At 46.5% G+C, this 23,923-nt stretch carries 19 protein-coding genes and 2 tRNA genes; 14 read left to right on the forward strand and 7 right to left on the reverse strand.

The genetic code is table 11. From position 1 onward, the window contains the following. Together BIZ37_RS20455 and BIZ37_RS20460 are read left to right on the forward strand one after the other, a co-directional pair. Window positions 1-1,916 (forward strand): methyl-accepting chemotaxis protein (locus BIZ37_RS20455; protein WP_187463075.1); only part of this gene is annotated, 1,916 nt, incomplete at its 5' end. A 319-nt stretch (window positions 1,917-2,235) separates the two neighbouring features. Further along, a complete protein-coding gene (locus BIZ37_RS20460) occupies window positions 2,236-2,886 on the forward strand; it encodes a Qnr family pentapeptide repeat protein (protein WP_187463076.1) in 651 nt (216 codons plus the stop codon). A gap of 30 nt (window positions 2,887-2,916) precedes the next feature. On the opposite strand, the gene BIZ37_RS20465 is transcribed toward BIZ37_RS20460, so the two are convergent. Then, window positions 2,917-3,513, reverse strand: a complete 597-nt coding sequence (locus tag BIZ37_RS20465; protein WP_187463077.1) for a LysE family translocator — start codon at window positions 3,511-3,513, stop codon at window positions 2,917-2,919. A 177-nt stretch (window positions 3,514-3,690) separates the two neighbouring features. Between BIZ37_RS20465 and BIZ37_RS20470 the strand changes: the two genes are divergently transcribed. The 6 genes from BIZ37_RS20470 to BIZ37_RS20495 all read left to right on the forward strand — a co-directional run bounded on the left by BIZ37_RS20470 (window position 3,691) and on the right by BIZ37_RS20495 (window position 10,257). Next, window positions 3,691-4,170: an Lrp/AsnC family transcriptional regulator gene (locus tag BIZ37_RS20470; RefSeq protein WP_187463078.1), complete on the forward strand. Its 480-nt coding sequence runs from the start codon at window positions 3,691-3,693 to the stop codon at window positions 4,168-4,170. Between the two features lie 191 nt (window positions 4,171-4,361). Continuing rightward, on the forward strand, window positions 4,362-4,604 hold the full coding sequence (locus BIZ37_RS20475; protein WP_187463079.1) for a YdcH family protein: 243 nt from the start codon (window positions 4,362-4,364) through the stop codon (window positions 4,602-4,604). 274 nt (window positions 4,605-4,878) lie between these two features. After that, window positions 4,879-5,877 (forward strand): D-xylose ABC transporter substrate-binding protein, encoded by a 999-nt coding sequence (gene xylF, locus BIZ37_RS20480; protein WP_187463080.1) that lies wholly within the window; start codon window positions 4,879-4,881, stop codon window positions 5,875-5,877. 46 nt (window positions 5,878-5,923) lie between these two features. Next, on the forward strand, window positions 5,924-7,447 hold the full coding sequence (locus BIZ37_RS20485; RefSeq protein WP_187463081.1) for a xylose ABC transporter ATP-binding protein: 1,524 nt from the start codon (window positions 5,924-5,926) through the stop codon (window positions 7,445-7,447). Further along, entirely contained in the window at window positions 7,444-8,622 is a 1,179-nt protein-coding gene (locus tag BIZ37_RS20490; RefSeq protein ID WP_187463082.1) for a sugar ABC transporter permease, read from the forward strand. Before BIZ37_RS20485 ends, BIZ37_RS20490 begins: the two co-directional genes overlap by 4 nt. Before the next feature lie 237 nt (window positions 8,623-8,859). After that, on the forward strand, window positions 8,860-10,257 hold the full coding sequence (locus BIZ37_RS20495) for a sugar porter family MFS transporter (protein WP_187463083.1): 1,398 nt from the start codon (window positions 8,860-8,862) through the stop codon (window positions 10,255-10,257). Between the two features lie 357 nt (window positions 10,258-10,614). On the opposite strand, the gene BIZ37_RS20500 is transcribed toward BIZ37_RS20495, so the two are convergent. Both BIZ37_RS20500 and BIZ37_RS20505 read right to left on the reverse strand, forming a co-directional pair. Continuing rightward, window positions 10,615-12,984, reverse strand: a complete 2,370-nt coding sequence (locus tag BIZ37_RS20500) for a glycoside hydrolase family 3 N-terminal domain-containing protein (protein WP_187463084.1) — start codon at window positions 12,982-12,984, stop codon at window positions 10,615-10,617. A gap of 11 nt (window positions 12,985-12,995) precedes the next feature. Next, complete coding sequence (locus BIZ37_RS20505) at window positions 12,996-14,387, reverse strand: glycoside-pentoside-hexuronide (GPH):cation symporter (protein WP_187463085.1); 1,392 nt, start codon at window positions 14,385-14,387, stop codon at window positions 12,996-12,998. A gap of 325 nt (window positions 14,388-14,712) precedes the next feature. On the opposite strand from BIZ37_RS20505, the gene xylA reads away from it, so the two are divergent. From xylA to BIZ37_RS20520, 3 genes are all read left to right on the forward strand, one after another. Continuing rightward, window positions 14,713-16,032, forward strand: a complete 1,320-nt coding sequence (xylA, locus tag BIZ37_RS20510; protein WP_187463086.1) for a xylose isomerase — start codon at window positions 14,713-14,715, stop codon at window positions 16,030-16,032. A 99-nt stretch (window positions 16,033-16,131) separates the two neighbouring features. Next, window positions 16,132-17,748 (forward strand): glycoside hydrolase family 43 protein, encoded by a 1,617-nt coding sequence (locus BIZ37_RS20515; protein ID WP_187463087.1) that lies wholly within the window; start codon window positions 16,132-16,134, stop codon window positions 17,746-17,748. Window positions 17,749-17,979: 231 nt separating this feature from the next. Beyond that, window positions 17,980-18,303, forward strand: coding sequence for a hypothetical protein (locus BIZ37_RS20520; protein WP_187463088.1), 324 nt, complete (start codon window positions 17,980-17,982; stop codon window positions 18,301-18,303). Window positions 18,304-18,374: 71 nt separating this feature from the next. Here BIZ37_RS20520 and BIZ37_RS20525 read toward each other — a convergent pair whose 3' ends face one another. Further along, window positions 18,375-19,400 carry an aldose epimerase family protein gene (locus BIZ37_RS20525; protein WP_187463089.1) on the reverse strand — a complete coding sequence of 342 codons (1,026 nt, stop codon included), beginning with the start codon at window positions 19,398-19,400 and terminating at the stop codon, window positions 18,375-18,377. Between the two features lie 271 nt (window positions 19,401-19,671). Here BIZ37_RS20525 and BIZ37_RS20530 point away from each other — a divergent pair, with 271 nt between their 5' ends. Beyond that, the gene (locus BIZ37_RS20530) at window positions 19,672-20,601 is read left to right on the forward strand and encodes a universal stress protein (RefSeq protein ID WP_187463090.1); all 930 of its coding nucleotides are present in this window, start codon (window positions 19,672-19,674) and stop codon (window positions 20,599-20,601) included. Between the two features lie 95 nt (window positions 20,602-20,696). Here the strand turns inward: BIZ37_RS20530 and BIZ37_RS20535 are convergent, their stop codons facing one another. Beyond that, the gene (locus BIZ37_RS20535) at window positions 20,697-21,953 is read right to left on the reverse strand and encodes an adenylosuccinate synthase (protein ID WP_107300158.1); all 1,257 of its coding nucleotides are present in this window, start codon (window positions 21,951-21,953) and stop codon (window positions 20,697-20,699) included. A 161-nt stretch (window positions 21,954-22,114) separates the two neighbouring features. On the opposite strand from BIZ37_RS20535, the gene BIZ37_RS20540 reads away from it, so the two are divergent. Continuing rightward, window positions 22,115-23,023 carry a LysR family transcriptional regulator gene (locus tag BIZ37_RS20540; RefSeq protein ID WP_187463091.1) on the forward strand — a complete coding sequence of 303 codons (909 nt, stop codon included), beginning with the start codon at window positions 22,115-22,117 and terminating at the stop codon, window positions 23,021-23,023. Window positions 23,024-23,200: 177 nt separating this feature from the next. Continuing rightward, window positions 23,201-23,455, forward strand: a complete 255-nt coding sequence (locus BIZ37_RS20545) for a hypothetical protein (RefSeq protein WP_187463092.1) — start codon at window positions 23,201-23,203, stop codon at window positions 23,453-23,455. Between the two features lie 169 nt (window positions 23,456-23,624). Here BIZ37_RS20545 and BIZ37_RS20550 read toward each other — a convergent pair. Further along, window positions 23,625-23,701 (reverse strand) — tRNA-Asp (locus BIZ37_RS20550). A gap of 128 nt (window positions 23,702-23,829) precedes the next feature. Continuing rightward, window positions 23,830-23,920: transfer RNA gene (locus BIZ37_RS20555), tRNA-Ser, on the reverse strand. Window positions 23,921-23,923: the final 3 nt, after the last annotated feature.

The raw sequence follows: 23,923 nt of genomic DNA on the forward strand, positions 1-23,923 counted from the left end.
ATCTCATCGAAGTTATCGAACAAACTGAAATCAGTACCGTGAATCCATTGAGATACTTTTCCAATCTCAATAAATTGATTCTTGAAACCGCAAACTTAGCATTAGTATATTCACCCAACACTTCATTGAGAAATGCTTCAGAAGCTACTACCCCAACCTCATTGGTGAGTATCAATGATATTGAAACCAGTACAAACCAGCTAGAAAACATGTTGGATAGCGATCATTTGTCTAATATTCTTCTTTTATTGGATGAGGATCAAAAAACTGAATTTATCTATATCCTTCAATCTTTTTCCCCTATCATCTCTGCCCAGATAGAGGCAAAAGAAAACAGTGCGTCTGCCTCAATCATTGCCCAAAGTAGTGCTCTGAATTATGAGCTAAAATCTGCCCAGATAAAAAATGACTTATCAAAAATAGCGGCAACCCAGGATATTCAACATAGAGATCTGACATTTTTACTCTTTCATACCGAATCTGCCGACCGCTTAATACACCGGATTCTGTTACAAAACACATTGGACGAAGCATGGATAATCAAGTCGAACCTCGATCGGCATATACGCATGCTGCAGCGTAAAATAAAACAGCTTTCTGAAAGAAACACTGATGATTTACAGGCCATCGAAAAGTTACTGTCACCGATATTCTTCGCTGTTGAAAATGAAAGAGGGGTTCTTCATCAGCATTTCACAAAACTGGAGCAGGAAAGCATTGCGTATCAGCAGCTAGAATCCTTCCACGAAAGTCACGAATCGCTTAGCATACTGATGGAAGAAATTGAGAGCATACTTGTTTCATCTATCCACTTAGTGAACCAACGCTCGCAAGAGGCGGCATCGGCAGCGTCTCAGCAGATACTCATTTTATTTATCATCAGCTTAGTTATTGCGATAATTTTCAGTGCCTCGATAACCTTGAAGATTAAACGTTCAATAAATACCTTGCTCTTGGCACTGGTCCAACTGTCAGACAAGCAGTTAAATGGGAAAGAGCTCCCCCATAGCCAAGATGAATTTGGCCAAATAGGACAACAAACAAATAACGTAAAAAAAGCACTTAGGGAAACCGTCTCATCCATCAAAGCTAGTGCTGACAATGTGGCTGACAAAACCCAATCGGTTATGGAGCAGGCAGGATTTACATTGGCAATAAGCCAGCAGCAATCAAGCAATGTCACCGATATGACTGCAGCGATGGAACAGATGACAACAACAATTGAAGAGGTCGCCCGGCTGGCATCAAAAACACAAAGCATTGTGCTATCAACCCAAACAAACAGCCAGCAATCTCAGGTTGCCTCTCAATCGAATATTCAGTCAATTTCTTCATTAGAAGCAAAGCTCACCCGGTGTAATCAACAAATTGAAGTATTGCTGGGACAAAATAAAAAAGTGGGCGACATTTTACAGCTCATCAGCAAGATTTCAGATCAGACGAACCTTCTTGCCCTAAATGCGGCCATCGAGGCGGCAAGGGCTGGCACTCATGGCAAAGGCTTCGCCGTGGTCGCCAATGAAGTGAGGCTACTGGCCGAACAAACCCGCAGCTCAACCAATAACATCGAGTCCACCATCAGCGATCTCAACAAAGGCATTGAAAACGTCGTGACCCAGGTTCAGGAGTGCGTACACGCCGTCAAAGACAGCACCCACGAAGCCGAAGCCGTTTGCCTGATTTATGACAGACTGCTGTCAGATGTAGATTTGGTCCATGAAATGAGCACCCAGGTAAGTTGTGCGACTGAGCAACAGAGCCTTGCCAGCAAGTCGCTGTTAGACAACATTCACAACCTTAACCAAGGTGCGCTGGAAATTACCCAACTCAGTGAAACCAGTAAAAGCTACTGTGAAGATCTCAAAGCCCTGGCTAAACAAAACCAAGCCGATGTTGAGAAATTTACCCTCAGTTAAGGAAAAGCTTAAAGAACAGATCAAAGAGCAAATATACTCTCAAAAGTCCAGCCGATGCTGGGCTTCTTCTCTCCAATAAAGGATGAATTTAAGAGGCGAAAAATTAACCCCTGAGGGCGCCATAGAGGGAATTATTTCAAATATCAACACCGCCAACAACTGAAACAACAAAAGGCTGTGAAATCGCTAATTTACCCCTTTATTTTTGACATTTCAGTACAGTTAAAAAACTTAGTGTTTCACTTGTTTTTTAGCTGGCTTTTCAACCGGTTTTACCTGTAATCTGCCCTCATCAAAACGACAAATGACGGCATTTCCAATGAAAGACCAAACCTATCTCGACCACGATTTTTCAGAGCAAAACTTTGAATACAGCAAGTTCGAAAACTGTACCTTTATCCGCTGCAATTTCAGCAGAACCAATTTGAACGAGGCCGAGTTCATCAATTGCCAATTTATCGAGCGCGGGGAGGTCGAAGGTTGCCGTTTCGAATTTGCCAAACTCAAAGAAGCCAGTTTCAAAGACTGTGACCTCAGTATGGCCAACTTCCGCGGCGCCCAGTGTTTTGCTATCGAATTTCGCGCCTGTAACCTGAAAGGGGCCAACTTCTCCCAAGCCAGTTTTGCCAACTATCTGACCGCAAACAATTACTTTTGCTCAGCCTATATATCGGCTAGCAACCTCGCTTATGCCAACCTAGAAAACCAGAAACTGGAGCAATGCGAGTTATTTGAAAACCGCTGGATAGGTGCCAATTTGCTCGGTGCGTCACTCAAGGGTTCAGATCTCAGTCGAGGCGAGTTCTCAGCCGAAAGTTGGGGACAGTTTGATATCGAAGAGTGCAACCTGTGCCATGTTGATCTCAACGGGCTTGACCCTCGGCGCGTTAGCCTAAAAGGCGTCATGATTTGTGATTGGCAGCAAGAGCAATTGCTTGAGCCGCTGGGGTTGATCGTCACAGCCGGCTAAGTCTGTCTTCGGCCTCCTTCGGAGGCCAGGCTAGATCACAACCGTCACAGCAAAGCCAATGAATAGCACGCCCGCCCCTTTTTCAATTGGCGAGATCACCTTATCCAACCAAGGTGTCAACACTGGCACAGTCAGAAGAAAAATCACCAGAGAGAACCAGCATAAACAGATCAGCGTGATAACGACCCCATACCCCAGTTGAACCATAAACTCCGTATCGGGCGATATGACTTGGCTAAATACACTCAAGAAGAACAATGTGGCCTTTGGGTTTAAGATATTATTGATAAAACCTTGCCGCCAGTAGTGACTGGAAATAGCTTTATCTGTTGCCGTTTGTCGATCTTTGCTGTCACTTGCCAGCGCTTTAACACCAAGATAAAACAGATAAGCCGCACCTAAATATTTCATCGCCTCCATTACCCACACCGACTGTGATGACGCGGCACTCACAATAACAATTGAATAGCCAATATGAACCCATATTGCGGTCGACACGCCACAAGCCGTTTTGAAACCAGCCCGCCTTGAACCCACAATGGTATTTCTCACTACGATCAAAAAATCTGGACCAGGCGTAATAACAGTTACCAACGTAATGGCAACCAATGTATATAACTCAACCATTGTAAGCCTCCTGCCTAGCTATTGCGATTTAACAACCTTGCGATGTACAGCGGTTTGAAAGGCCACTAATTATTCATAATTTATGGGTATTGTTTCACGCTATAACGGCAAGAACATTGCTATCTCACCTCGATTTCTCTATAGATAAGAAATATCATTTCAAATATCAGGTTAAAAATGAAAAATCCTTCCTTAGCACTATCAAGGGTTGATATAGACATCCTCAATACCTTGCAGTCAGACTGCAAGATCACCGTGGGTGAACTGGCTGAAAAAGTAAACCTCAGCGAAACACCATGCTGGCGCAGGTGGAAAAAGCTTGAAAATGAGGGTTATATCAATGGCTACGGTGCCCTTCTCAACAAGGAGGCGTTTGACCTCTCCGTTATAGGCTTCAGCCAAATCCAACTTGATAGCCACCACCTTGAAGACACAGAAGAGTTTGAAAAAGAGATAGAACAGCTTGATTGGGTGTTAATGTGCTTTTGTATCGCAGGCGAGTCTGACTATGTCGTTCAGGTCATTGCAAAAGATCTGGAGCAGTATTACGAGCGAGTGTCCAAACTCAGGTGTATTCCTCATGTGTCCTCTATCCACTCAAGCATTGCGATTAAAGAAATAAAGAACACCCATAAACTTCCCATCGATAGTCTCTAGTTTGATTGCTGACAAGACAAACCCAGAACAGTTCTGCGGTAGTGAAAAAGTGATCAAGTTATTGGTTCAAAGAGTTTATTCGTACTTTCATCTACTTTTTACAGGTTAGTCAGGTCGATACTGCCAAAGCTGCTATCATATATGGTGCAATTAGCCCGAGAGTCACTATTTTGGTTGGTTTAGGAGGTTGTATGTTAGGAGAAGATCACTCACTAGTCAGTGAGTTCCCGCAGTTCAAAGATACTATTTTCAACTTATCCGCAAGCAATGAGGTGTTTGCCAAAGACGCCTTGAAATACGATTCCTTAGATAAAGAAATCCGCGAGCTAGAACTCAGCGGCTCGCCAATTGATGATGGCGCAATGCATGAGCTTAAGCACCAGAGAGCGGAATTAAAAGATTCTCTTCACCAACGTTTAGTTAATTTCAGTTAGTTTTCTGGTTAACCCACAGATAAAGGCCACCTTGGTGGTCTTTCTAATTTCTGCAGTTCTGATTTTCTTACTTACCATTAATGCAAAAATGGATTGTGATACCCGACACGCTTTTTTGGCCAATTTATATACAACCATCACACTCCCAATTAAAAACTAAATAACGTAAATCTTATAATAAATCCCGTCATGGAAAGCCCCCCTCAATTCCCTAAATTAGTCTATGCAATAACGTTTTTATCCATGTTAAAAATAGAAAAATAAGGGACTTTTCATGAAGAAGATCATCACCCTGCTCTGTGCACTATCGGTGAGTTTATTGAGTGCCTCTGCCTTGGCAAAAACGGTCACAATCGGAATGGCGATCGATGACCTGAGGCTGGAACGCTGGCAGAAAGACCGAGATATTTTTGTTAATAAAGCTGAATCACTAGGAGCTAAAGTTTACGTCCAGTCTGCTAACGGTAATGAGCAGACCCAAATCGCCCAAATCGAAAATATGATTTCCCGCGGCGTCGATGTACTGGTCATCATTCCTTACAACGGGGAAGTACTGACCAACGTGATCCGCGAGGCGAAAAGGGATGGCATTAAGGTATTGGCCTACGATCGCCTGATCAACAATGCCGACCTCGACTTTTACCTTTCATTCGACAATGAGAAAGTCGGCGAGATGCAAGCCCAAGCAATGCTTGAAGAGACACCAAACGGAAACTACTTCCTGATGGGTGGTGCGCCAACAGACAACAACGCCAAGCTGTTCCGCCAGGGTCAGATGAATGTACTGCAGTCGAAAATCGACAGTGGCGACATCAAGGTTGTTGGTGATCAATGGGTAGACTCATGGTTGGCCGAAAACGCTCTTAAGATCATGGAAAATGCCCTAACTGCCAACAACAACAATATTGATGTTGTTGTTGCATCGAATGACTCTACAGCAGGTGGTGCCATCCAGGCACTGGAAGCACAGGGGCTAGCTGGCAAAGTGTCGATTTCTGGCCAAGACGCTGATCTTGCGGCGGTCCGCCGCATTGTTGCGGGCACCCAAACCATGACTGTCTACAAGCCTATTACCATTCTTGCCGACCGTGCGGCTGAAATTGCTGTGGAGCTTGGCAACAACAATACCCCAGACAGCAACGCGACACTCAACAACGGCATGAAAGAAGTCCCTTCATTCCTGCTTGAGCCTATCGTGGTCAACAAAGCCAATATTAGCAAAACCGTCATAGCTGATAAGTTCCACGCTGAAAAAGACGTATACCAACAGTAAGGTACATACAGCCCCAGCAATGGGGCTGTCGCAACGGAGTCTGCCCATGTCTACCCTGCTAGAAATGAAAAACATTATAAAACGCTTTGGCCCCGTCAAAGCACTCGATGGCGTCAGTATTACCCTGCAAAAGGGCGAGATCCTGTCGCTTTGTGGTGAAAATGGTTCAGGCAAGTCGACCCTGATGAAAGTGCTCTGTGCTATCTACCCACAAGGGGAGTTCGAAGGGGAAATCACATTCGAAGGACAGCCTCTGACAGCCACCAGCATTAAAGAAACTGAAGCACTAGGCATTGCTATCATCCACCAGGAGCTTACCCTGGTCAAAGAACTTAGCATCATGGAAAACCTGTTTCTTGGTGCGGAAATGAGCCACTTCGGCGTGCTCGACTTTACCACCATGTACCTCGAAACAGAGAAACTGCTCAAGCAAGTCAAACTTGCGGTATCCCCGAGTACCCGAGTCGGTGATCTGGGTGTCGGCCAACAGCAGTTAGTTGAAATCGCCAAGGCTTTGTCCAAGAATGCGAAACTACTGGTGCTCGATGAGCCGACAGCACCACTGACAGAATCGGAGACCGAAATCCTTCTGTCACTCGTGCAAGATCTCAAAGCCAACGGCGTCAGCTGCATTTATATTTCGCACAAGCTTTCCGAAGTCAAAGCTATCTCTGATCACATCTGCGTTATTCGTGACGGCAAGCATATAGGCACACGCCTAGCTAAAAACATGACCACCGACGACATCATCACCATGATGGTCGGCCGCGAAATGAAGCAGCTGTTTCCGCGCGAGCCTCACCCCATAGGTGATGTGATCCTGACAGTTTCGGGCGCAACGGCCTGGGACACATCTTCGAGCAATATCAAGAAGGTGGACAATGCCAGTTTTGAACTGCGCAAAGGTGAAATTCTGGGGATCTCGGGGCTTGTTGGCTCCGGTCGCACAGAGCTAATGCAATGCCTTTACGGCAGTTACGAGGGTAAATCAACGATTTCCGTTTGCCTTGACGGAGAATACGAAAGCATTGGCAGCAGCCAGCAAGCCTTGCAGCTCGGGATCGCCATGGTGCCAGAAGATCGCAAACGGCACGGCATAATTCCTATTATGTCAGTAGGCCACAACATCTCGCTGTCAGGATTAGATTCATTTGCTACCTACAGCGTACTGGACACCCCTAAAGAGTCCCAATCAATCGAATCCTCAATTGATAAGCTCAAAGTCAAAACCTCTGGCAGCGAGTTGGCTATCAGAAACCTGTCTGGGGGAAATCAACAAAAAGCCATCTTGGCCCGTTTCCTTGCCATCGAGCCAAAGATCCTGATCCTCGACGAACCCACCCGCGGGATCGATGTCGGTGCAAAATACGAGATCTACAAACTGATGTTTGCCCTGGTCAACAAAGGGATCAGTATCATCATGGTTTCCTCTGAGCTACCTGAAATACTGGGGATCAGCGATCGTGTTCTTGTCATGCATGAAGGAGAGATCAAAGGCAATTTAATCAACGACAACCTGACCCAAGAAGCCATTATGGATTGTGCACTATCTGAAGGAGTAGCAGCATGAGTGAACAACATACCGCCCAGTTACCACAGAAAAACTCAACGCTCATACTCGATTTTTTCAAGAAAGCGAATTTACAGATGTTGGTAATGGCAGCCGCCATCATCATCATCACTATTTTCTTCAGTATCATGACTGACTGGAGTTACCTGACACCGAGGAATATATCCAACCTGTTCAGGCAAACATCGATCACCGGCATCCTCGCTATCGGGATGGTATTTGTCATTATTAGTGGTGAAATAGACCTTTCCGTTGGGTCAATGATGGGGCTACTTGGCGGTGCCGCTGCCATTCTTGATGTATGGTTCAACCTACCGCTACCACTAACGATTGTGCTGACCCTGAGTGCAGGCTTTCTGCTTGGCGTCTGGAATGGTTGGTGGGTAGCTTATCGCAAAGTCCCTTCTTTCATCGTTACCCTTGCCGGTATGCTTGCTTTCCGTGGCATATTAATTGGTATCACAGACGGCACCACCGTTGCGCCGACTTCAGAGGCCATGGGGATTATCGGCCAGAGTTACCTACCCAATATGCTTGGCCTAATGATTGGTGTTGGCGTACTGAGTGTTTATTTTGGCTGGCAGAAGAAACAGCATAGCCTTCGCGCACAATATCATTTGCCAAACCCACCAACGACTCAAAGCTTGCTGAAAAATAGCCTTATCGGTATTGCTGTTCTTGGCATGATTGTGATGCTCAATGACTACCGTGGCGTACCCACCCCTGTATTGATTCTCGCCAGCTTGCTTGTAATTGGAATGTTCATTGCCAACAAAACAACCTTTGGCCGTCGTATTTACGCTATTGGTGGCAACATTGAGGCCAGCCGTTTATCGGGCATCAACGTCGAAAAAACCAAGCTCTCCGTGTATGCCATGAATGGCTTCCTGGTGGCTGTCGCGGCATTGATCCTCAGCTCACGGCTTGGCGCAGGCTCTCCATCCGCCGGTAACATTGCCGAACTGGATGCCATTGCCGCCTGTGTTATTGGTGGCACCAGTATGGCCGGCGGTGTCGGTACGGTGATTGGCGCTGTCATCGGCGCATTCATCATGGCCTCGCTTGATAACGGCATGAGTATGATGGACGTCCCGACTTTCTGGCAATATGTTGTGAAGGGTGCCATTTTGCTGCTTGCGGTTTGGATGGATAGCGCGACTAAGCAGAAACGTTAAACTCTAAGCCCTCTTTAATTAACTAATATTAAGGTCACTTTAATTATTTATTGTGGCCTTTATTTATATTACCCACCTATATTAACAACGTTGAAACTTTAGATTTCAAGTCAAATTATACATATGAGAATAACATCACAATAGAGTGTATTTATAAAACCATTACAAACTAACGTAATAAAATATTCCGTTTCACTTAAGTACTATTATTGCGACTTAAATAAATGGAGAATAATAATGATCCCTCAAAGTAATGTGCTCTTAATTACTATCGTGGTTGCGTTAGGTGGTTTACTCTTCGGCTATGATACAGCCGTTATTTCAGGTGCTACTGAATCACTCGAAATATACTTCAACCTTTCCCCCGCCCAATTAGGTTTTGCTGCAGCATCTGCACTTCTCGGGTGTGTAATTGGTGCTGTCGTCGCCGGTAACTTCAGTACTAAGTACGGTCGCCGAGGCTCACTCCTGATTGCAGCCCTACTGTTTTTCATTTCAGCTATCGGCTCTGCCATTCCAGAAAGCTACTGGGTATTCATTGCATTCCGCATTATCGGTGGGGTTGGGGTTGGTATTGCCTCAATGGTCTCTCCCATGTACATTGCGGAAATTGCACCACCGAAACAGCGAGGTGGTCTGGTATCCTGTAACCAATTTGCGATTATATTCGGTATGTTGGTGGTCTATTTCGTCAACTATGGCATCGCTTTACTTGGCACTGAGCAGTGGCTTAACCAAACAGGTTGGCGTTATATGTTTGCCTCTGAGGCCATTCCTGCTGGTTTATTTTTCATCTTGCTATTTTTTATTCCAGAAACACCTCGCTGGTTGGCCATGCAAGGCCGTAGGGAGGAAGCTAAGAGATTATTGCTGGGCTTTACCTCTGGTAATGACTTCAAAAAACAATGGCTAGAAATTACAGACTCACTAGCAGAGAAAAAACAGGTTAGTGTATTATCAAAAGGTGTTTTCCCAATTCTAGTTATTGGCATATCACTCAGTATTCTACAGCAAGTCACCGGTATTAATGTATTTTTATACTACGCACCGACAATTCTAAAATCATTCAGTTCATCAACCACTGATATTGCCTTATTACAGACAATTTTAGTGGGTGCAGTTAATTTAACCTTTACCGTTATTGCCATCTTTACCGTAGATAAATTCGGACGAAAGCCTTTGATGATAATTGGTGCTTTCATGATGGCAATCAGCATGCTCGCCATTGGAACAGCTGCGTATCTAGATGCTATCGGTGGCTACCTGCTTATCTTTGTCTTAATGTATATTGCCGCTTTCGCGTTATCACTTGGACCTGTGACTTGGGTACTGCTTTCAGAAATCTTCCCAAACAATGTTCGCTCTAAAGCCCTTTCCATTGCGGTACTTGCCCAATGGCTTGCCAACTACGTGGTTTCGCAAACATTCCCGATGATGAATGCCCAAGATAGTTGGTTATACCAAACCTTCAGCGGAGGCTTCCCATTCTGGCTGTATGGTGCAATGGGGGTAGTAACGGTAGTGTTCATTCATAAATATGTGCCTGAAACAAAGGGAAAATCACTGGAAGAGCTGGAAAATTTATGGCCTCAAGCCGAGGAAACATCGCCAGAGACAGTGGTCGCTGCAAGATAACAACCTAGTATGACACGCTAAGAACAAGCCTATTGCTGCAAAGTGCCAGCAATAGGCTTTTTTATCGCTTTCAGTCAGTAGCAATGACTGTTGCCTGTCCATAAGCGAGCCTCCCCTCCTATATAGGGTTTCCCACAAACCTCCCCCTTAGATTGCTCTATAAGTCTTTTACTGACGAATAAGTCTACTCTCCTAGGTGAATAGTGATTGTAGAAAGCAACCTTGGTAGCACCCAGTAAAGCAATGACAGGGATGGGCTAAGCTAGTCCGAGTTTGCAGAGCTCGTCATAAAAAAAGAGCTAACTATGTCAATAGTTAGCTCTTGCACTCATTTTTAACCAGAACTGATTAGGAGGTTTAGATCAGGGCCTTTCCTGTTTCTGCATGGCAAACCATATTCCACTGACTCGGCAGTATGCGAGTTTCCCCAGTGATGGTGACATCAGTCGAAAGTTGAATATCTGCACTCGACTTACCCACCAGCAACTCAAACTCACCTGGCTCGACAATACGTTGCTGTTTGTCATTGGTGAAATTCAGCATATCAACCGGCAAAGTGAAGAACACCTGTTTGGCTTCGCCTGGTGCCAATTCGACTCGGCAGAAGCCTTTTAGCTCTTTTACCGGCCTGACCTGACTTGCCAATTTATCATGGACATATAACTGTGCTACTTCGCAACCTTCACGCTTACCGGTATTGGTAATCGTCACAGAAAGCTCGATCATCCCGTCGTTGGGGACCTGCTCACTGACCAACTTCAAATCACTATAAGTGAAATCGGTGTAAGTGAGACCATAACCAAAGTTATATTTAGAACCAAAGTGATAGGCGATAGGCGTACCGCTGCTCTTGAGTTTGTGGTTATAGTAGTACGGGACAGCTCCAGCATTTTTAGGAATGGATAAAGTCAATCTCCCTGAAGGGTTCACCTTACCGACAACTATATCAGCAATGGCATCTGCACCTTCCTGACCCGGCGCCCAACCATACAAAATGGCCGCAGCCTTATTCTCCAAACCCTGTAAACAATAAGGGCGCCCACCTGTAATAATCACAACCGTCGGAGTGCGGGTAGCAATCACGGCTTCGAGCAATTGTTGCTGCACCCCAGGAAGATTAAGGCTATCAGAATCAGAGCCTTCCCCTACCGTCCCGGTTTGGAACAAGCCAGCCAAATCACCAACACAGACCACAGCAACTGCAGCATTTCTCGCCTGTTCAACCGCCGCAGCAATCATTGATTCATCAGTGGATACTGGTGAGGACATCTCCTGACCGACCGCCATGTTGACATCACCGGGGAAGACCGGTGCATTGGCATGGCGCTCTGTCAAAATATCGCAGCCCCGGCTATAAATCACATCGCCAAACCGCTCGCAGAAGGCTTCCAGCAAGGTTTTCGATACTTTGCTGTTGTCATCCAAATTGCCAAGGATCAGATGGATCGGAAAACTGTATCCCCCTAGGAGCGCGAGCTGATCATCCGCCGTCGGGCCGATAACTGCGATTTTCTTTTCTTTCTTTATCGGCAATAATCCGTTGTTCTCAAGCAATACCACCGACTGAGAGGCAACTCGGTAAGCAATATCCCGTGTCCGTTGCTGCTGGAGTGCAATGTCTTTTTCTTCAACATATGGGTTTTCAAACAGCCCTAATTCAAACTTAACTGTTAATACACGAGCAACAATTTCATTGATTTTTGCTTCACTGATAAGCCCTTTATCAATGGCCATGACCAGGTCACGGGCACATTGATCATCAGGCAGTTCACAATCTAGCCCAGCATTAAAGGCCATCGCTGCCGCTTCAGCGCGATCCGATGCTACGCCGTGGTGGGCGCAGAGCAAGTCGATACCACCATAATCGGCAACCACCAACCCATCGAATCCCCACTCTTCACGTAACACTTGGGTTAACAAATGGTGCGAGCTATGGCATGGGGTATTATCTATATCGTGGTAGGCCGGCATTACTGAGCCTGCATTAGCGAGCTTCACCGCCATCTCAAACGGTAACATGAAGGTATCGTTCAGGGTTTTATAACCCACATTGACAGGGGCATGGTTCCGGGCGCCTTCACTAAATGAGTGACCGACATAGTGCTTGAGTGTAGCCAGCACATCTCTTTTAGGACCTTGTAACCCTCTGACATAATGGGTTGCTATCAAGCCGACATGGTACGGGTCTTCCCCTAATGTTTCTTCTGTGCGCCCCCAACGGACATCACGAGATACATCAAGCACCGGTGCCAAACCAATATGCCCACCAACCTGACGAAGTTCATCACCGATAGCCTGTCCGGCTAGCTCTATCAATTCAGGATCCCAGGTATGGCCATAGTTCAGCGATGAAGGGAAGAGTGTTGCTCCCTTAACCATCAACCCAACCAAGCACTCTTCATGGGACAGGGCCGGGATCCCCAATCGAGTCTCTTCAACAAGAAACTTTTGCAGGGCGTTCAATGCCCGAACACCTTGTTCTGCTTCTACCGTATGAGTACCCAATGGGCGGGTAATTTGTCCAAGCCCAACCTTCAAGCGGGATTGAAGCTCAGCCCTTGCGGGCTGACCTCCTGACATTTCTAACTCACGCTCTTGATGGTTTCCATGCTCATCAAGAAATAACCATTGAGCATGTAGCTGGGCTATTTTTTCCTCTATCGACATCCGGCTAAGAAGGTCATTTACTCGCTCCGTTACAGGAGCCATTGCATCTTTGTACAACATAGCAAGCCTCCTTAACCCAATTCCGCGTTATGTGTCTTTGGTGTCAAGCCTTCCTGCTCTTTGTTATCCAATGTCAGCAGGGCTTTAATCTGACGTAGCTTTTCACTGTCAAGCTCGTAGAAGCTCATAATTAGGGCCAGAGAAGCGAACATAACACCTGGGATCACGGTATACAGTAGGTTGATCCATGTGATCGCCTGCTCTGTTTGAGTTTCAGCTCCGCCGACATAACCGACGCCAGCCAGAATCCAGCCCACCATGGCACCACCAATGGCAATACCCAGCTTGATAGCAAATAGGTTAGTCGAGAACACCATGCCGCCTAGCGAGCGGTTACTACGGGTTTTCTCGTAGTCAACCACATCACTCATCATGCTCCATAACAGTGGCGTAGTACTCATTTGCACCACACCTAGAATAATCACTAACGTGAACACCATCGCAACATTGCTAGGGTCAACCAGGAACAGTAGAGCGGATAGTAAACCAGAGAAGACAATTAGCACTCGATATGTCTTAACCTTGTCAAACCGGCCGAGAATAGGTGCCGAGCCAATTGCACCAAGAATGTTCGCCAGCATACCAGCTACCATAAACATGGTAGCGATGTCAGGGCGGCCCATTACAGTATTGACATAGTACATGGTCGACGCACCTTTCAGCACGATACCTGTCAAAAGCAACACATTAAGAATGAACAGCACACGCCATTGGGTGTTTTGCCACAGGATTTTCAAATCAGCCCATACAGACTGCTGCTTTTCATTTTCCTCTGGTAGGCAACGCTCTTTGGTATTGGCAAAGCTGAAAAAGAACAAGGCAATAGCACCTAGCCCCATCACTGCCATTGCACCAAGGTAACCCACTTGTTTATCACCACCACCGATGATATCGACTAACGGCAAAGCAACCATAGCCACGACCAGACCACCAGCTGTGCTCAGCGCAAAACGGTAAGACTGTAGTGACGTACGTTCATCTGAATCATTGGTCAACGCATTTGCCATCGCGCAATATGGGACATTAATGGCGGTATACATAAGTGTCAGGAAGATATATGACACATAGGCATAAACCACTTTACCCGTTGGGCCAAAGTCCGGGGTGTAAAACGCCAGCGTACAGGCAATACCAAACGGGATGGCAATCCATGCCAAGTAAGGACGGTAACGGCCATATTTAGTGCGGGTTCGGTCAACAATTGACCCCATTATTGGGTCTGTCACGGCATCGATGAAACGGACGAGCAGGAACATGGTTCCCATATGCGCCGGTGATAGGCCGTAGATATCTGTATAAAAATAGGCAAGAAATAGCATCACGGTTTGCCAGACAAAATTACAGCCTGTGTCTCCAAGGCCATATGCAATCTTTTCCTTAACCGATAATTTTATCGTAGTCATTATTTACTCCAGGGTACGAGATTTGCGCTTGCCTTCTATTTTTACAATGAAGATATATTATTCAATTTATGCAAAATAGTAATACCTTTATGGAATTTACTTAATGTGAACCAAGCCAAATTAAATCGCGTAAAACCTTGCCCCCAACATTAAAAATCAACAGCTTAAAAACGATACAGATAATAATCACTGCTAAAAACGAGAGCCATAGCACAATAAACAAATCAATGAATTTGGGAATGAAATTTCATAATTGTGACAACGACAAAAAATGAAAATTATATACACCGAAAGCAATCACAAATTATTTTTTGGAATTAAGGCTATGACTGAATTTTTTAAAAGCGTGAATAAGGTTCAATTCGAAGGTCCAGAATCAACTAACCCTCTTGCATTCCGTCACTATGACCCTGAGCGTATTATTCTGGGTAAGACCATGAAAGATCACCTGCGTTTTGCAGCCTGTTACTGGCACAACTTCCGCTGGCCTGGTTCTGACGTATTTGGTGAAGGTACATTTGACCACGCTTGGCTAAAAGCTGGCGATGAAATGGAAATGGCAAAAGTTAAAGCTGATGCTGCTTTTGAATTTTTCACCAAACTAAACGTTCCGTTCTACTGTTTCCACGACACAGACGTGGCTCCTGAAGGTCGCAACCTTAAAGAATACGTTAACAACTTCGCTCAAATGGTTGATATCCTTGAGCGTAAACAAGACGAAACTGGCCTTAAACTACTATGGGGTACGGCTAACGCCTTCTCAAATGCCCGTTACATGAACGGTGCGGCAACCAACCCGAACCCTGAAGTATTTGCCTACGCGGCAACTCAAGTTTTCAATGCAATGAACGCTACCCAGCGCCTTGGCGGTGAAAACTACGTTCTATGGGGTGGCCGTGAAGGTTACGAAACACTACTGAACACAGACCTACGTCAAGAGCGCGAGCAGCTAGGCCGCTTGATGCAGATGGTTGTTGAGCACAAACACAAGATTGGCTTCAAAGGCGCTATCCTTATCGAGCCAAAACCACAAGAGCCAACCAAGCACCAATACGACTACGATACAGCGACTGTATATGGTTTCTTGAAGCAATTCGGCCTAGAGAACGAAATCAAAGTTAACATTGAAGCAAACCACGCAACACTGGCTGGCCATAGCTTCCACCACGAAGTTGCTACTGCAACCTCTCTTGGCCTATTCGGCTCAATCGATGCTAACCGTGGTGATGCACAGCTAGGTTGGGATACTGACCAGTTCCCGAACAGCGTTGAAGAAAACACGCTAGTAATGTACGAAATCTTGAAAGCTGGCGGTTTCACAACTGGTGGTTTCAACTTCGATGCTCGTGTCCGTCGCCCATCGATTGACCTTGAAGACTTATTCCATGGCCACATTGGCGGTATGGATGTGATGGCACTGTCACTAGAGCGTGCAGCGAAGATGATCGAAAACGACGTTCTAGGCCAACACGTTGCCAAGCGCTACGCAGGTTGGAATACAGACCTTGGCAAGAACATCATCAATGGTGATTTCTCACTGGCTTCTTTGGCAGACCATGCACTGACAAACGATATCCAGCCTAAGCCGGCTTCTGGCCAGCAAGAGCGTCTGGAAAACGTGGTAACAAGCTTCCTGTACAAGTAAGCACCCCATCAAGGCCGGATATTCATCCGGCCTTGCGCCAACTCACGGCACTGAAATCCTTTCTGCATTACTCTTGCCATATCAACGAGAGATAGACCTATGACCCACAGCATTCAAAACCCAGTTCTAAAAGGTTTTAACCCGGATCCATCCATCATTCGTGTCGGCGATGATTACTATATCGCGACCTCAACATTTGAATGGTTCCCTGGCATTCAGATCCACCATTCCAAAGATCTGGTTAACTGGCGTCTAGTAAGCCGCGCCCTAACCCGTACCTCTCAGCTTGATATGAAGGGCATGGATAACTCTGAAGGTGTTTACGCTCCAGCTTTGACCTATGCTGACGGCAAGTTCTGGCTATGCTTCTCCAATGTCCACTCATGCCGTGGTGGTAACTGGATGGCGACACCGAGCTTTGTTGTCACAGCAGACAAGATTGAAGGACCTTGGAGCGATCCTATGCCGCTGGGAAATTATGGCTTTGACCCTTCACTGTTCCATGATGATGATGGCAGGAAGTACATGCTCAACATGGTGTGGGACGGCCGACAGGACAGTAATTTCTTCAATGGCATTGTGCTTCAAGAATTCGATCCAGAACAAGGCAAGTTAGTCGGCAAAGCAAAAACCATCTTTAAAGGGACAGAACTAGGCGGCACAGAAGGTCCACAAATTCTCAAGAAAGACGGTTACTACTACCTCATCACCGCAGAAGGCGGGACGGAAGTTAACCATGCGGTCACAGTTTCCCGCTCACGTAATGTTTGGGGGCCTTATGACGTTCACCCTGACAACCCAATTCTGACCTCCCGTTTCCAAGAGCATGCGGAGCTCCAGCGCGCAGGTCATGGCTTCCTTGTCGAGACTCAAACCGGAGAGTGGTATCTGAGCCACTTATGCGGACGTCATGTCAAAAATCCTGAAGGCTACCAATTCGGCCCGAAATACGGCAACGGCTTTTCCACTCTTGGCCGAGAAACAGCACTGCAAAAAGCGCAGTGGCGCGATGGCTGGCCCTATGTTGTAACGGGCAAGACACCGGTTGTCGAAGTACAAGCCCCTGAACTGCCACCATGCCCTTGGCCGGAAGAAAACCACCTTGATAACTTTGATAGTGAGTCTTTCAATATTCATTACCAATCTCTTCGTGAACCTTTTGACGAGTCTTGGATTTCACTCACAGAACGCCCGGGCTTCCTGCGCCTGAAAGGCCGCCATTATCTCTACTCGCGCTATGAGCAGAGTTTGATCGCACGCCGCTTCCAGTCTCATTACGCTTCGGTTGAAACAGCGTTGGAGTTCAACCCAGAAACGCCTCTACAAATGGCAGGGCTATGTGCCTACTATGCACGCAATGGCCACTATTTCCTCAAGCTGTCAGCAGACGATGATGGCAACAAGGTGCTCAAGATCGTTTCAAACATCAATGATTGCTACGGCGAGATTGGTGAAGAAGTCCCAGTAGGTGATGCCAGCAAAGTATATATGCGCCTAACCTTGGACAAACAATGGTACCAGTTCAGCTACTCACTCGATGGCGAGCAGTGGCATGATATTGGTCCTCGACTAAACAGCACGTACCTCTCTGATGAAGGCGGCCCGGACATCTTCCGTTTCACAGGCTCTTTTGCGGCACTGTTTGCTGCTGATGTCTCAGGCCAAAACGGCCCAGCAGACTTCGATTACTTCTACTACCGTGAACATGACGCGTAGTAAACCAATAGTATCGAAGTTTTAAAATTAAAACCCAGCATTCGCTGGGTTTTATGTTTTTTAGTTATCACAACCTTTACAAGCCATCGCAGTTTATGACCTCAGGCCTTCTCAAGCCATGCAAAAATTGGCGCTCTATCGCCGATTCTCATTCAAGAGACACAATCAAAACTCAACGACCTAAACTTAGCTATTATGTTATTTGGTTTCCCCACCAATAAGGAGCTCACCATGGCGAAAGGTGTATTAGTAGGGCTATGTTTTTCGGTCGCAATATTCGGTAATTTCGCTTTTGCCAACAGCACAACCAGTAACAGCCCGATAGGCTCAACACCCAACAAACAAGGTTTATATCAGGTTGCCAACATTGAATTCGGTTACAACCAATTTAGCTATACCAGCCCCAGTCCAGCAGGCACCTTGCCCAATAAGCAAGGTAAGTTTGCCTTCAAGCCAGGCAAGACCTGCGGCAACCAGTGCCAACATGAATACCTTTCACCGAGCCCGGTTGGTTCATTACCCGATAAAACGGGTAAACACCGAACTTACCGTTAGCACACCGAATAGAAAAAGCCGACGAGTTATAATTCGTCGGCTTTTGCACATGACAATGACGTTCTTAACGGTTATTCAACCATGACTTGATAAATAGCAGTGTGGGTATACGGCTTATTCGGGCCATAAAGCACTGATTTGGCATCAGCCATATTCACTTGATTGGGGTAAGATTGAGTCTCGAGGCAAAGGCCAGCATATTGACGATAATGTCCCTCCCTACCCTTAGGTTCATCTAACGTATTGCCACTATAGAATTGGATCCCCGGCTGATCAGTACTGACCTCCAAAGCAATGCCAGTACTGTTGTCATAAAGCCAAGCTACCGGCCTCAGGCCGTCGCCATTCAAGCACCAGCAATGGTCAAAACCATTCACCTTTTCAACCTGCTCATCACCCAATGCCTTTGCCGCACCAATACGTTTTGGCTGACGAAAATCCATCGCAGAGTTAGCAACACATTGGCGTGAAACTGGAATGGAATTTTGATCTATTTTCCAATATTCATCGGCATCAATGGTCAAAATATGACTGAGGATATTCTCCACACCACCGTTTAGGTTGAAGTAGGCATGATGAGTCATATTCAATGGTACTACAGCATCAGGTTCAACATTGTAGTGGATACTTAACTCATTATTCTCAGTCAATCGGTAAGTCACACTGATATCTATATTCGCCGGATAGCCAGCTTCCCCTTTGACCACCCTCGTCTTTAGCGTAATTCCCTGCTCTGCTTGCATGACAACTTGCCAACGCTTTAAATGGATCGCAACAGATGCCCCGTGAAGATGATTGCTTCCTTCATTTTGTGCTAGTTGTACTACCTGATTATCTACCTTGTACTGCCCGGATTCGATACGGTTTGCCCAAGGACCAACAACTCCACCGATAAACGCCTGACCGGCGATGTAATCTTCAGGGCGGTGATACCCCAAAGTTATATTGGTTTTCCGATGAAAACGGTCATGGACAAAAAAGTTGATCACCGATGCACCCAAATCAGAAATATCAACCTCTACTCCATGACGGTTTCTAATCGTAAATAACCGAAAATCGCCCCACTGCGACACACAGCTATCATTTGTATTTAGCATAACAACCCTCCTTTTACAGATATTGTCATGCACCATCCAAGCGCGCTCTATTATGAAATTTCATTGCTAATTAATGTAAGTTGGCAATGTTGAATCAGCTCACAACTGAGGCTAAACCCTCGTTATAGGGCTACAATTTGAGCCAGCGCCCAAAACCAGTCTCATAATTGCGCATTTCTGTTACCAAACATGAACCGGTCAGGTAATCGATAACCAGCCGTTATAAACTAAAGTAAAAGCCACAACTTTTTTGCGTGTTTAAGGAGGACATATGAAACTCAATCGACTATTGGTTACCATTGCTCCTGAGCAACCGCTCAATGATTCCTTCCACCAGGCTTTCGCCTTTGCCAATCGCTGTTCTGCTCAAGTTACCCTGCTCACCGTAGTTGAAGAATTATGCGAACTTAAAGAGGTCGCTAAACATTCCAATACGGCCGTCAATATCATTGGCGAGGCAGAGAAGTATTACCACAGACAGCTTAATCACTATGTCGAAGTACTGAATGCCGAGTACCCGAATATTACGTTCAATACCCTTGTCAGAATCGGCATCCCGCATATCGAAATCATCAAAGAGGCCAAATCATCACAGGCCAGCATGGTGATCATTGACTCGACCAGAGACGACAAAAAGCAAGCCTGCCAGCGCGGTCGCAATACCTTAAACATCATACGCAAATCTGAAGTACCGATTTGGTCGATCAGCTCCTACTCCAAGCCTATCGAACAAGTGGTCGCCGCCATCGACCTCAGCAACATCGAATACCAGGACTTTAATTCCAAGCTAATTGCGCTGGCACTGGAATATTGCGAAATAACCGGTGCTGACTTAACACTGTGTCACGCCTGGCGTCTTGACTCGGAAGGCTACCTAAGAAAATGGAGCGGTTACGACGACAATGACATCGCGCAACTGTCTGAAAAGATGAGGAACGAACGTATTGAGCGCTTGAAGTTGCTGCTGGAGCCACACCAAGATAGCTCAGTGAATACCAGGATAGAAATTGTTGAAGGGGAAGCGCGTCAAGTGCTGCCTCTGTATGCGTCAGCCAAAGGTGTCGATGTGGTCATTTTAGGGTCGCTATCGCGCACCGGTATCGCAGGCTTCCTGATGGGAAATACCGCCGAGTCGATGGTCAACCAGCTCAGCTGCTCGGTGTTGACCCTCAAGCCAGATTCGTTCGAATCACCGGTATGACCCCAGAACTGTCCCCTAATTAACAATAAATAGCAAAAAGCCAGTACCGAGAGTACTGGCTTTTCTGTATCTGATTAAGGTTTATCAGAGCTGGATTAGCGCATGATCATCTGTTCACGGCCTGGGCCAACAGAAACCATTTTAACCGGTACACCCATTAGCTCTTCGATACGTAGCACGTAAGCTTGAGCGGCTTTTGGCAACTCTTCGAACTTGCGGCAACCGGTAATATCTTCGCTCCAGCCTTCCATCTGCTCGTATACAGGCGCTAGAGAAGCAGTCTGTGGCCAAATTGGGTTCTCGCTGTGGTCACCATCGTAAGCAACACAGATTTTAAGATCGCTCAGGCCACTTAGGCAGTCGACTTTTGTCAGGGCAATTTCTGTCGCGGCCTGTAGTTCAACACCATTCTTGGTTGCTACGGCATCGAAGTAACCCATGTCGCGTGGACGGCCCGTTGTTGCACCGAACTCACCCGCAGCTTCACGGAAAGCATCTTGCTCTTCCATCGCTGTGATCAGCGTACCGGTACCTACCGATGAGCTAAATGCTTTGGCAACCGCAATGACGCGCTCTGGGCGAAGGGCTGGCAAGCCACTACCGATACCGGCATACATAGAGACAACGTTAGACGATGTTGTCCATGGGTACTCACCGTAAGTCAAGTCACGACCCGCACCAAGCTGGGCTTCGAAAAGCAGGTTCTGATCGTCTGCCTGTAGTGCTTTTAGCGGCAAAGTCACGTTGCAGATAGCATCGCGCCAAGGTTCAGAGACTTCCAGCAACCATTCGGTCATCTCTTGGGCGGTCTGGCTGAATTCGAAAGTTGGGTAAAGTGCTTTTAGCTGAGGTAGTTTCCAGTCCATCCAGAACTGAATACGCTCACACAAAACTTCAGGCTGCTTCAACCAGCCAACCAAGATGCCTTTCTTCATAACGCGGTCACCGTAAGCAGGTGCTATGCCCTGACGGGTTGAACCGTAGGCCGCATCACCCAAACGAACTTCTTCTAGGGTATCTTCAAGAGCGTGGAGTGGAAGACACAAAGTAGCACGGTCAGAAATGCAAAGGTTAACGTTAACCCCAGCAGCTTTCACTTCGGCTAGTTCGGTAGATAGAGGTTCAGGGCTGATAACCATACCAGGGCCTAGCACCGCAAGGCAGTCAGGGTTAAATACGCCGCTTGGTAGCTGGTGCAACTTGAAGGTTCCCAAGTCATTAACCACAGTGTGGCCGGCATTATTACCACCTTGGAAACGAATACTTGCAGAGGCTTGCTCAGCAAGGAAATCAACGATTCGGCCCTTGCCTTCATCACCCCAGTTAGCACCAACAACAACGATAGACGACATAATTAACTCTCCCAAACAAAGATGCGATTATGCTAAGGCGAGCAAGCTAATAAGAAAAATTAATAATCGTTATAACTCCAATAAGGATCTCATATGGGATTTTGTGACAAAGGGCGTAGAATAGCGCTATTCGGCTTTAGCAGTTCAACAGGCGTGTCTTTATGCTAGATCTCAATTGGCTTAATACCTTTGTTACTTTGTCTCGATTGGAGCATTTCGGGAAAACAGCGTCAGAGCTGCACATGACCCAGCCTAACGTCAGCTTACACATCAAGCAGTTAGAGCAAGCAACTCGGGTAAAGTTAGTCGAACGCAACCCTTTTCGCCTAACCCAAGCCGGTGAACGCCTATTGCAAAGCGCCCAGTCTACCCTGCAAGAGCTGCAGGTGTGCCAATCTGATCTCAATGCCATCAACGATTTATCTCAAGGTACTCTTTCCATTGCTGCCAGTGACATAATCTCCCGGCTACTGCTAATCAAACCCTTCCAATCATTCAAACAAGAGTTTCCCGGTATCGACCTTTCCCTTTTCAACACCACCTCGACCCAGGCAGCCGAGCTGGTCAAGAGTGCCAAAGCCGATTTGGGATTTGTAATTGCACAAAAGGAGAGTCAGCCGCTGCACTTTACCGAACTGCGCCAAATACGTTGGTGTGCTTTCGGAAATGGCTTGAATGAGTGGCAACAACAGGCCAGAGAAGGAAAGATCACGCCATCAGGCGAAGAACCGACATTGATCCTGCTGGGCCACGATACCCGTACCCGAGATCTGATTGATCTTGCCTTGCCAAGCTTGCACCTGCCCAAATATCGAGTGATGGAAGTTGGTAGTGTCGACGCCCAAATCGATTGGGCCGAAGCGGGATTTGGCATTGCCATCGTGCCGGCCTTTTCGCTGCATCCTAAGCTAAACCTTAAAAGTACCATTACTCCATTGCCCGACTTCCCGACCACCAGCCTGGGTTACATCGTACGCCAGAACCAAGTATTATCCCGCGCTATCAAGCAGTTGCTACATTGGGTCAGCGAAGAGATTGCCAACTCGCAACATGGCAACCCTACCAAATAGACACCTCTTTCATTCATCGTGCTGGCACACAGGTATAGCTCAGCACGATTATTAGCCTATCGGTAAAAGTGATTTAACCAATAGGCCCATTATCATAATGATTAAAGCGATACATAATCTCCTCCATCGAAACGCAGCAATTTTCTGCTGAATGTTAGGGTGCACAGGTAGAAGATAATGAATCGTTTAATGATATCGGCAGCACTTTTGGCTTTTTCTACAACAGCCCTTGCCGACTTAACTGTCAGCCGTAGTGATGTGGCCTCTTGGGCTCAAGTTTCTTACCAAGAAGAGCATGCGGTGAACGCAGAGCAAACCATCCACAAAGTTGAAACGGCAGCAAAGCCAATGAAAGTTAAGCAATTGGCTATTCCAACGAATTTGAAAGATGCCCGTAAAGGCCAGAGCAACTTCTCAAGCCATAGCATTTAGCGTTGTGGTTGGTGTAGATACAATTAAGCCCCAGCATTTCTGCTGAGGCTTCGTTGTAGTGGCGGAGGGCCGGGCTTGCGCTCAAGCGGGACTCATCAGTCCGCAGGGCTGACGCCAATATTCAACGCATACAAAAAATCCCCAGCATTGCTGCTAGGGACTTAATGATTGGCGGAGCGGACGGGACTCGAACCCGCGACCCCCGGCGTGACAGGCCGGTATTCTAACCAACTGAACTACCGCTCCAATTCTGTATGACACCCAGTTATAAACCCAGCATCTAGAATGTGGTGGAGACGCTCTGGGTATGGAGGATTTGAACCCTACTTACCCAGAAGGTCAAATAACCAGTATTACTACTGACTATTGAAATGTGGCGGAGAGATAGGGATTTGAACCCTAGATACGCTATTAACGTATGCCGGTTTTCAAGACCGGTGCTTTCAACCACTCAGCCATCTCTCCGTA

Source organism: Photobacterium sp. BZF1 (assembly GCF_014349205.1).
Taxonomy (GTDB): domain Bacteria; phylum Pseudomonadota; class Gammaproteobacteria; order Enterobacterales; family Vibrionaceae; genus Photobacterium.